Here is a 9958-nt window from a genome sequence, read left to right on the forward strand (position 1 = left end):
GTTGCGGAGCGGGGGTGGTCGACATGCGCACGCTCATCGTCGTGGAATCCATCTGGGGCAACACCGAGGCCATCGGCCGCGCGATCGCGACCGGCATCGGCGGCGACGTCGAAGTGCTCGGCACGGATGCCGCGCCCGACCGCATCCCCGACGACATCGACCTGGTCGTGGTCGGCGGCCCCACCCACGCGTTCGCGATGTCGACTCCGGCGACCCGCAAGTCGGCCAGGGAACAGGGTGCGGAGCACATCCCGACTCGCGGCATCCGCGAGTGGCTCGACGGGCTCGCCACGCCGACGCAGCCGCCGCGCGTCGCGACGTTCGACACCCGGACGGTGTCGCCGCGGCTTCCCGGCTCGGCCGCGAAGAAGGCGATCAAGCACCTCGTGCGCCGCGGGATGCAGCCCATCGCGAAGCCCGAGACCTTCGGGGTGCACGGCTACTCGGGTCCGCTCGCCGACGGCGAGACCGCGCGCGCCGAGCGCTGGGGGCGCGAGCTCGCACGCTTGTTCGCGGGTTGAGGAGCCCGCGCAGCAGGCGTCTCGAAACCGGCTCGCCGCGCTAGGGGTTTCGAGACGCGTCCGACTCCGCCGGGCGCTCCTCAACCCCCGGAGTCGTCCGGCTCCGCCGGGCGCTCCTCACCCTCGGGCGGGGTCAGCGGTGGTCGATGTCGAGCCGGATGCGACCGCGGAACCGGTCGGGATCGTCGTCGTCCGCGGCATCCGCGGCGAATGCGATGCCCTTGTCGCCGTCGCCCGGCGAGGGCGCGGGTGCTGGGAGTCGGCTCTGCCGATCGAGCTCGACCGCGGCCTCGTGCTTGCGCGGCGCGAAGACCTCGTCGCCGATCATCATGACGCCGCCGCCACCGCCGCCACCGCGCCGCGTCTTGTCGGAGAGGTCGATCCAGCCGAGCCGCACGGCGAGCCAGCCGAAGGCCACGACGACCACGGCGATGCCGACCCAGATCCACCAATCCACCCGGCGATTCTAGCCCGACGATCCCTCATCACTTTTCAGGAGTTCTTCGGGCACGGATGCGTCGACGTGCCGAAACGTCCTGAGAAGAGGGCGAATCGCCGTGCGCGGTCCTGAGAAACGAGCGTGGCGCAGGGCGCAGGCGCAGGGGTGCCCGCGGCTCACGGCACGCGGTAGAGCCACTCCCGCGTCGAGAACTTCGACTCGACCAGGGCCTCTGCCTCGGCGCGCTCGTCGTCGTCGATCTGCCCGCGCGTCGCGCCGTAGAGGTCGGTGAACGTCTGCTTCAGGCTCTCGATGATCGCGCCACGGCTGAGTCCGGTCTGCGAGCGCAGCGGGTCGACGCGCTTGGCCGCCGACGCGATGCCCTTGTCGCTGATCTTCTCGCGCCCGATGCGCAGCACCTCGAGCATCTTCTCGTTGTCGAGGTCGTACGCCATGGTCACGTGGTGCAGCACGCCGCCGGAGCCGAGGCGCTTCTGCGCGGCGCCGCCGATCTTGCCGAGCGGGCTCGCGATGTCGTTGAGCGGCTGGTACGTCGCCTCGATGCCGATCGCGCGCAGGCCCTGCAGCACCCAGTCGTCGAGGAACGCGTACGAGTCGGCGAAGCTCATGCCCTGCACGAGCTCCGACGGCACGTAGAGCGAGTACGTCACGACGTTGCCGCGCTCCATCATCATCGCGCCGCCGCCCGAGATGCGGCGCACGACGTCGAACCCGTACTTCTCGGCGCCCTCGGGATCGACCTCGTTCTTCACCGACTGGAAGCTGCCGATCACCACGGCCGACTCGTCCCACTCCCAGAAGCGCAGCGTGGGCTTGCGCCGGCCCTCGCCGACGCGCGTCGCGAGCACCTCGTCGAGCGCGAGGTGCAGCCGCGGGGACACGGCGGGCTCGTGCACGATCTCCCACTCGTAGTTCGCCCAGCTCGTGGCATCCGTCATCGCCCGGCGCACGGCCACGGCGATCGCGTCGGCCGAGAAGCCGAGCATGACCGCACCCGGTCGAAGGCCAGCGGTGATCGCGGCCGAGAGCTGCTTGGCATCGGATGCCGCGGGCAGCCCCTCCAGCGCCGCGTCGATGTCGGCGAGCGCCTCGTCGGGCTCGAGGAAGAAGTCGCCCGCCACGCGGGGATTGCGGATCACCCCGTCGACGACGTCGAAGTCGACGACCACGAGCTTGCCACCGGGCACCTTGTACTCACCGTGCATGGGCTCCAGCCTACGGATGCCGCGGGGCTCGTCGAGCCCGTTTCGCCCACGGCGAGAGCAGGCCCTGCTCGCGCGCGACCGACGGTGCTAGCGTGCCGCCATGACCACGTTCTTCCTCGCCCGCCACGGCGAGACCGTGTGGCACGCCGAGCATCGCTACGCCGGCAACTCGGACGTCGCGCTGACTCGGCACGGGCTCGGGCAGGCCGCCGCGCTCGGCGCCTGGGCGGTCGACGCCCGACTCGACGCGATCGTCGCCTCGCCGCTCAGCCGGGCGCAGCGATCCGCCGCGCCGTCGGTCGAGACGACCGGCCTCGAGCTGCGCACCGACGAGCGGCTCGTCGAGATCGACTTCGGCGTCGCCGAGGGCCTCACGCCCGACGAGATCGCCGCGCAGTACCCCGAGGAGTGGGCGGCGTTCCGCACGGCGCCGGCGACCAATCCGCTGCCCGGCGGCGAGAGCGGGCTGGCGGGCATCGCGCGTGCGCTGCCCGTGTTCGACGACCTCCACCGCGAGTTCCCCGACGGCCGGGTGCTCATCGTCGGACACGCGACCCTCATCCGGCTGCTGTTCTGCCAGCTCGCGGGCATGGACCCCGACGGCTACCGCGACCTGCTGCCCGTGCTCGGCAACTGCCACCTGACGACGATCGTCTATCCGTGGGCGACCGAGTCCCGGGCGATGCACCACCCGCGGATCCGGCTGCTCGGGTTCGACGTGCCGCCCGCGCAGGCCCACTGACCGGCCTTCGCCTCAGTCGACCGCGAAGCGCTCGTCGAGCCAGCGGACGAGGTCCTCGCGGACCTCCTGGCGATTGATCTCGTTGAAGACCTCGTGCCGTGCGCCCTCGTACACGATGAGCGTCGCGTCGACGAGGTGCGCGCGCCGCACGAAGTCCTTCAGGAGCGCCTTCGCGCTGCGCTCCCCGGCCACCGGATCGTCGGAGCCGACCATGACGAGCAGCGGCAGCTCGCTCGGGATCTGCTTCGACGGCCTCGTGATGAGCGAGAACGACTGCGGCCAGCCGAACAACTGCTGCAGCGTGCGCTCGGTCGTGTAGGGGTCGCGCATGAACTCCTCGGCGACCTGCGGATCTCGGCTCAGCCACTCGACCGGGGTGCCGCCCGGCCGGGCGAACCTCTTGTTCAGGTCGCCGGTGTTGGTCCAGCCGAGCTGCAGCCAGGCGGTACCGGTGAGCACGACCGCGTCGTAGCGGTCGGGATGCCGGTTCACCACGTGCTGGGACATGAACGATCCCCACGAGTGGCCGAGCAGCACGAGCGGCACGTCGCCGCCCTCGGCGTCGCGGATCACGTCGCCGAAGCGCTCGACGCCCGCGATCGCCGCTCCCATGCCGCCGGGCCCCGGACGGCCCATGCGGCTCAGGTCGCCGCCGTGCTGCTCGAAGCCGGTCTGCCCGTGGCCACGGTGGTCGTCGGCCCACACGGAGTAGCCGGCCGAGTTCAGCGCCTCGATCAGCTCGCCGTAGCGGCCGATGTGCTCGCCGATCCCGTGCGCGAGCTGGATGACGGCGTTCGGCTCGGGCACGCGCCACGACGCGTAGTGGATCCGGACTCCGTGGTCGTCGGTGAACGTCGGCATGCCGACATCATGTCAGGCGCGGCATCCGCTGCCCTGTGATGTTCGCAATCCAGGCTCGCAGGTGTTCGCAATTCAGGTGCGCCCTCGGCGTGTCGGCCCGACACGCCGGGCCGGCGCGTGACGACACGCCTCCCCACCTGAATCGCGCACCCCGGCAGCGGCGCGGTGCGCACGGGGGACGTGCGCGGGCACGCCGAAGGAGCCGCGGGGCTCCTCCGGATTCGCTCATCGAGATCCGCGGAATTCCTTGACTGCGGTGAAACCAAACTGATTCTATGTGACTGTTTTGCTGGGTTTCAAATCACATTCGATCAGTTCAACGTGGAAAGTGAGAGAAGATGATCCAACACCGGATACCCCGTCTGGGCCTCCTCGCGAGGACCTGCGGGATCGGCCTCGCCGCGGTCCTCGCGGCCACCGGCGTCGGCGTCGCGCCGGCGTTCGCTGCGAGCGGGACGGCCGCCGCCGCGACGGTCTCGGCGACCGCCTCCGCGATCGCCGCGCCGACCCCGATCCCGGTCGAGCAGGTGAACCCCGAGGTCCCCGTGGATGCCGCGGGCGCCTCCCTCGGCGGCATCACTGCCGTGGCGCAGGACGGCGCCCGGGTGACGCTGTCGGCCGAGCACGGAGCGGCGCGGGTGACGTTCCTCGAGGACGGGACGTTCCGGATCGAGGCCGATCCGAGCGGCGCGTTCACCGACCCGGCCAACACCCCGCAGGACGACCCCGCGCGGACCGCGGACATCGTCATCGGCGGCGACACGTTCGACGGCGCGCACGTGACCGTCTCCGAGGGCGACACGATCCGGATCGCGACCGACGCGGTCGCCGTGGAGGTCGACCGGGCCACCGGCGCCGTCCGCGCGGTGCGACCCGACGGCTCGGTCCTCTTCGCCGAGACGTCGCCGATCACGTTCGGCGCGGCGTCGGCCACCCAGCACCTCGCGGTCGGCGACGGCGAGCAGTTCCTCGGCGGCGGCATGCAGAACGGTCGCTCGGTGCACACGGGGGCCACGATCAACATCGCCCGCAACTTCGACTGGGATGACGACGGCTACCCGAACGCCGTGCCGTACTACATGTCGTCGAACGGGTACGGCGTGCTCCGCAACACCTTCGCCCGCGGCAGCTACGACTTCGCCGCCGGCACGACCACCCACGAGGAGCGCCGGTTCGACGCGTACTACTTCGTGGGCGACTACACCCAGGCGCTCGAGTCGTACACCCAGCTCACGGGTCGGCCGATGATGCCACCGGTCTACGCGCTCGAGTACGGGGACGCCGACTGCTACAACCGCTCCAGCCCCACCTACAGCTCCTCGGGGTTCGGCGACCCCGAGAACACGAAGCAGCGCACGCCGCAGTCGCTGAACGTCGCGAAGCAGTTCGTCGAGCACGACATGCCGGCGGGCTGGATGCTCGTGAACGACGGCTACGGCTGCGAGTACCAGGAGCTCCCCGCCACGGTCGACTCGATCGAGGAGCAGACCGGCCTGAAGGTCGGCCTCTGGACCCAGCGGTCGCTCACCAACCAGGAGTACGAGGTCGGCGAGGCCGGCGTGCGCCTGCGCAAGCTCGACGTCGCCTGGGTCGGCTCGGGCTACCGTCAGGCCCTCACCGGCTGCGAGGCCGCGCACGACGGCATCGAGCGCTACTCCGACGCGCGCGGCACGTCGCTCATGGTCGAGGGCTGGGCGGGTTCCCAGCGCTGCGGCATGCAGTGGACGGGCGACCACACGGGCAACCTCGACGCCGTCCGCTGGCAGGTCTCCGCGCTGACGGGCGCCGGCAACTCCGGACTCGCGTTCACGACCGGCGACGTCGACGGCATCTTCGGCGGCTCCGCAGAGAGCTACGTGCGCGACCTGCAGTGGAAGGCGTTCGCCCCCGCGCTCTACTCGATGAGCGGCTGGGCGCGCACCGACAAGCGGCCGTGGCTCTACGGCGACGAGGCGACGGAGATCAACCGCTCGTACCTGCAGCTGCGCCAGCGGCTCATGCCGTACATCTACACGCTCGCCGAGCAGTCCCACCGCACCGGCCTGCCGATGATGCGGTCGGTGGCGCTCGAGTACCCGGCCGACCCAGGCGCCTACAGCGTCGAGGCGAACAACGAGTTCCTCCTCGGCGAGGACTTCCTCGTGGCGCCGGTCTTCACGGCCACCGACGTGCGCAACGGCATCTACCTGCCCGCCGGCGACCGCTGGGTCGACTTCTGGACGGGCCGCGTGCACGAGGGCGGCACCGTGCTGAACGGACACCCCGCGCCCCTCGACCGCCTGCCGGTGTTCGTGCGAGCGGGCGCCGTGGTGCCCGAGGGCATCGTCGCGCGCAACGCGTCGCTCGTGCCCGAGGACGCCCCGATCACGCTCTCGGTGTACCCGCAGGGCGACTCCCAGTTCACGCTCTACGAGGATGACGAGGTCACCCGCGGCTACGCCGACGGCGAAGCCAGCCGCCAGGCCTTCACGGTCGAGGCACCCAAGTCCGGCAAGACCGGCACGGTGAAGATCGGCATCGGCGAGCGCGAGGGCGACTACGACGGCAAGGCCGACGCCCGGCCCTACCGCCTGGAGGTGCACACCGGATCCGAGCCGAACACCGTGAAGCTCGGTTCGACCACCCTCCAGCGCGTCGACGACGCGAGTTCCCTCGACGGCCGGACCGGCTGGGCATGGGTCGGCGACGCGACCGGCGGCGTGGTCGTCATCGCGACGGGCGCGATCGGCTCGGGCGCGTCCGCACGCCTGCTGCTCACCGACACGAGCGCGGTCGGCGGGAAGGATGCGGATGCCGCCGCGGCATCCGTCGACGTCGCGCTCGTCGACCGCGTGTTCCAGGGGGAGCAGACCACGGTCTCGGCGACGTTCACGAACACGGGGGCGAAGGCGAAGGACGACGTGGTGCTCACGCCCGTCGCGCCCGAGGGCTGGACGCTGGTGTCGGCGGCCGGCGATCGCGCGGCGACCGTGAAGAAGGGCGCGTCGATCACGGCCGAGTTCGTGTTCGAGGTGACGGATGCCGCGGCCGCCGACGCGCAGACGGTGACGGTGGTCGCGGGCTACACGTCGGCCTCGAAGCAGCACCGCGAGGTGTCGGGCGCGAACCAGCTCTACGTGGCGTACGGCTCGCTGCAGGGCGCGTACGACACGGTGTCGATCACAGATGTCGCGACGGCCGGCGCCGGCAACTTCGACGGCGGCGGCGCCTCCTTCTCGAAGGCCGCGCTCGAGCAGGCGGGCGTGGTGCCGGGCGGCGCCGTGACGGTCGGAACGGGCGAGACCGCCGTCTCCTACCGCTGGCCCGAACCGGTCGGCGAGCCGAACTCCGTGGCGCTCGGCGGCCAGACCATCGCCGTGCGCGGCCAGGGCACGCACCTCGCGATCCTCGGCGCGGCGGCGGCGGGCGGCGGGGTGAGCCCCGAGCTCACGCTCACCTACACCGACGGAACCGTCACGAAGCAGCCCGTGTTCCTCCCGAACTGGGTGTTCGCGTCCAACCTGGGCGGCGCGAAGGTCGCGGTGAGCTCCAAGGGCCGCAACAGCGCGTCGAACCCGAATGTCTACGAGTACTCGCAGTACGACTACCAGGCGTTCTCGAACCTCGTGCGGCTCATCCCCTCGAAGGAGCTCGCGTCGGTGACGCTGCCCACGGAGGGCCGGGCGAAGTTCTTCGACTGGCAGGTCGTGTCGCAGCCGCTGCCGCCCGCGCCGACGGCGTCCGCCTGGGCGTCCGACCTGCCGTGGATCAGCGCCTCGAACGGCTGGGGCGTGATCGGCAAGGACGTCGCGAACAAGGACGCGGCGAACTCACCCGACCTGCCGTTGAGGGTCAACTACACCGACCCCGTCACCGGCCAGTCGCCGGTGTACGCGAAGGGCCTCGGCGTGCACGCGGCATCCAAGATCACGTACTACGTCGGCGGCGAGTGCCAGCGGTTCACGGCGCAGGTCGGACTCGAGTCCGGCTTCGGCGGGAACGTGATCTTCAAGGTCGACGCCGACGGCGCGAATCGCTACCAGTCGCGCACCTTCACCCCGGGCTTCGCGCCCGAGGCGGTGAGCGTCGACCTCACGGGCGTGCAGTACGTCGACCTCGTCGTCGAGGCGCCCGGCAGCATCAACGGCGCGCACGGCATCTGGGGTGACGCCCGGTTCACGTGCGAGTGACGCGACACCAGTGATCGCAGGGCCCGTCCCGCCGTTCGGCGGGGCGGGTCCCGTCGTCTGGCGGGGCGGGCCCAAGGCGCGGCATCCGCTCGCAAGCTCAGGCGACGCGGGTGACCTCGACCGAGACGAACAGCTCGGATGCCCCGGGACCGGCGTACACGCCCCGCAGCGGGGTGACGTCGCTGTAGTCGCGTCCACGGCCGACCAGGACGTGCAGCTCGCCGACCTCCTTGAGGTTGGTGGGGTCGTAGCCGCGCCACTCCCCCGCGAACCACTCGACCCAGGCGTGCGACTCGCCGACGACGGTCTGCCCGATGTCGGCGTCGGGATCGGGGTGCAGGTAGCCCGACACGTAGCGCGCGGGGATGCCGACCGAGCGCAGTGCGCCGAGCGCGACGTGCGCGATGTCCTGGCAGACGCCCTTGCGCTCAGCCCAGGCCTCGGTCGCGGTGGAGTGCACGCCCGTGACGCCACGCACGTACTCCATGGCGCCGCCGACGGCGCGGCTGATCTCGAGGGCGGTCTCACCCACGGGCGCGCCCTCCGCGGCGATCTCGCGCGCGAGCTCGGCGACCTCGGCCGGCGGTGTCGTGGCATCCGAGAACGTCGACGCCTCGACGAGCCCGATGGTCGACCCTGCCGCGACCTCGAGCTCCTCCCAGGAGAGCTCCGACCGCGGCACGGGCGACGGTCGCACCTCGACGAGGCTCGTGGCCGTGACCGACAGCTCGCGGTGGGGCGTGAGCACCTCGAACGTGGAGACGCGCGTGCCCCAGTAGTCGAGGTACGAGTGCTGCGTCGCGCCCGGCCGGATGTCGAGGCCGGCCTGCAGCACGAACTGCTCGCCGCCCGAGTGCGGCAGCATCCGCGCCTCGTTGTACGACGCGGTCGCCGGCTCCGCGTAGGTGAAGCCCGTGCGGTGCACGATGCGGATGCGGCTCACGAGACCTCCCCGATCCAGACCGGTGCGACGCTCGCGGGGAAGTACCGCTGGCGGATCGCCTCGCTCGCACCCGAGACGACGTCCTGCACGTGCTCCATGTTGCCCGACAGGTCGGTGAGGATCTCGGCGATCGGGCGGTACTCGAACTCCGAGCGGATCTGGCCGAGCAGCCGCCTGGCCTGGTCCGTGACGCCGACGCGGCCGGCCCGCGGGTCGATCTCGCGGAGCGAGTCCTCCGCACGGATGACGCTCGAGATGATCGAGCGCGGGAACAGCCGGTCGAGCAGCAGGAACTCCGCCGCCGACTGCGTCGACGGCACCCCGCGGTAGCTGCGAAGGTACGCCTCGTAGCCGCCGCAGCTGCGCAGGATCGTGGTCCAGCTCGGACCGCTCGCCTCGGTCAGCGATCTGGTGGCGAGCAGCCGTGCGGTCATGTCGGCGCGTTCGATCGAGCGTCCGAGGGAGAAGAACTGCCACGCCTCGTCCCGGCTCGTGGCGGAGTCGACGACACCGAGCGCGAGCGCCGAGCGGTCGCGGACCCACCGGAAGAACTCGTGCGTCTTGTCGTGGGCGACGCGTCGCGGCATCCGTGCGTTCGTCTGGTTCAGGGCTTCCCACAGCTCCGTCGAGACGATCTCGCGGGCGCGGCGGGCGTTCTCGCGGGCGGCGGCGATGGAATGCGCGATCGAGGCGGGATGCGTGCGGTCGACGGCGAGGAGCGCGATGACGTCGTCGCGAGTCAGGCTGGCGCCCGGCTCGGCCTCGGAGCCCATGACGGAGAGGAGCGAGCGGCACGCGGTGTCCTCGTCGATCCACGGGTCCTCGAGGAGGAGCTGCAGGTGCACGTCGAGGATGCGCGCGGTGCCGTCACTGCGCTCGATGTAGCGGCCGATCCAGAAGAGGGATTCGGCGATGCGGCTCAGCATGCGGGTGCCTCCTCCCCCGGTCGTGGGGGGGGGGGGGGGCGGGCGCCCCCCCCCCCCCCCCCCGGGGGGGGCCCCGGGGCCAAGCCCGGGCCCCCCCCCCCCCACAACCACCAACAACCCCGGAAGGGCGG

General features: G+C 71.5%; 8 protein-coding genes. 3 read left to right on the plus strand and 5 right to left on the minus strand.

Annotated features, from left to right (window positions below):
• Nucleotides 1-23 precede the first annotated feature (23 nt).
• A complete protein-coding gene (locus ACWGO8_RS06650) occupies nucleotides 24-521 on the plus strand; it encodes a flavodoxin family protein (protein WP_452042303.1) in 498 nt (165 codons plus the stop codon).
• 133 nt (nucleotides 522-654) lie between these two features.
• Here ACWGO8_RS06650 and ACWGO8_RS06655 read toward each other — a convergent pair whose 3' ends face one another.
• Both ACWGO8_RS06655 and ACWGO8_RS06660 read right to left on the minus strand, forming a co-directional pair.
• Nucleotides 655-978 (minus strand): hypothetical protein, encoded by a 324-nt coding sequence (locus tag ACWGO8_RS06655; RefSeq protein WP_376952678.1) that lies wholly within the window; start codon nucleotides 976-978, stop codon nucleotides 655-657.
• 158 nt (nucleotides 979-1136) lie between these two features.
• Complete coding sequence (locus ACWGO8_RS06660) at nucleotides 1137-2186, minus strand: lipoate--protein ligase family protein (protein ID WP_452042304.1); 1050 nt, start codon at nucleotides 2184-2186, stop codon at nucleotides 1137-1139.
• 100 nt (nucleotides 2187-2286) lie between these two features.
• On the opposite strand from ACWGO8_RS06660, the gene ACWGO8_RS06665 reads away from it, so the two are divergent.
• Nucleotides 2287-2928 carry a histidine phosphatase family protein gene (locus tag ACWGO8_RS06665; RefSeq protein WP_452042305.1) on the plus strand — a complete coding sequence of 214 codons (642 nt, stop codon included), beginning with the start codon at nucleotides 2287-2289 and terminating at the stop codon, nucleotides 2926-2928.
• A gap of 12 nt (nucleotides 2929-2940) precedes the next feature.
• Here the strand turns inward: ACWGO8_RS06665 and ACWGO8_RS06670 are convergent, their stop codons facing one another.
• Nucleotides 2941-3789, minus strand: a complete 849-nt coding sequence (locus ACWGO8_RS06670; RefSeq protein WP_452042306.1) for an alpha/beta fold hydrolase — start codon at nucleotides 3787-3789, stop codon at nucleotides 2941-2943.
• Between the two features lie 338 nt (nucleotides 3790-4127).
• On the opposite strand from ACWGO8_RS06670, the gene ACWGO8_RS06675 reads away from it, so the two are divergent.
• Nucleotides 4128-7958 carry an NPCBM/NEW2 domain-containing protein gene (locus ACWGO8_RS06675; RefSeq protein WP_452042307.1) on the plus strand — a complete coding sequence of 1277 codons (3831 nt, stop codon included), beginning with the start codon at nucleotides 4128-4130 and terminating at the stop codon, nucleotides 7956-7958.
• A gap of 97 nt (nucleotides 7959-8055) precedes the next feature.
• Here ACWGO8_RS06675 and ACWGO8_RS06680 read toward each other — a convergent pair whose 3' ends face one another.
• Nucleotides 8056-8901: a transglutaminase family protein gene (locus ACWGO8_RS06680; protein ID WP_452042308.1), complete on the minus strand. Its 846-nt coding sequence runs from the start codon at nucleotides 8899-8901 to the stop codon at nucleotides 8056-8058.
• Entirely contained in the window at nucleotides 8898-9827 is a 930-nt protein-coding gene (locus ACWGO8_RS06685) for an alpha-E domain-containing protein (RefSeq protein WP_452042309.1), read from the minus strand. Before ACWGO8_RS06685 ends, ACWGO8_RS06680 begins: the two co-directional genes overlap by 4 nt.
• Nucleotides 9828-9958 lie beyond the last annotated feature (131 nt).

The organism is Agromyces sp. NPDC055661, from assembly GCF_053618135.1.

Excerpts from the sequence above, each read along its gene's own strand:
- ACWGO8_RS06685 (WP_452042309.1), bottom strand. The coding sequence starts at position 9,827 with ATGCTGAGCCGCATCGCCGAATCCCTCTTCTGGATCGGCCGCTACATC.
- ACWGO8_RS06670 (WP_452042306.1), bottom strand. The coding sequence starts at position 3,789 with ATGCCGACGTTCACCGACGACCACGGAGTCCGGATCCACTACGCGTCG.
- ACWGO8_RS06650 (WP_452042303.1), top strand. The coding sequence starts at position 24 with ATGCGCACGCTCATCGTCGTGGAATCCATCTGGGGCAACACCGAGGCC.
- ACWGO8_RS06665 (WP_452042305.1), top strand. The coding sequence starts at position 2,287 with ATGACCACGTTCTTCCTCGCCCGCCACGGCGAGACCGTGTGGCACGCC.
- ACWGO8_RS06675 (WP_452042307.1), top strand. The coding sequence starts at position 4,128 with ATGATCCAACACCGGATACCCCGTCTGGGCCTCCTCGCGAGGACCTGC.
- ACWGO8_RS06660 (WP_452042304.1), bottom strand. The coding sequence starts at position 2,186 with ATGCACGGTGAGTACAAGGTGCCCGGTGGCAAGCTCGTGGTCGTCGAC.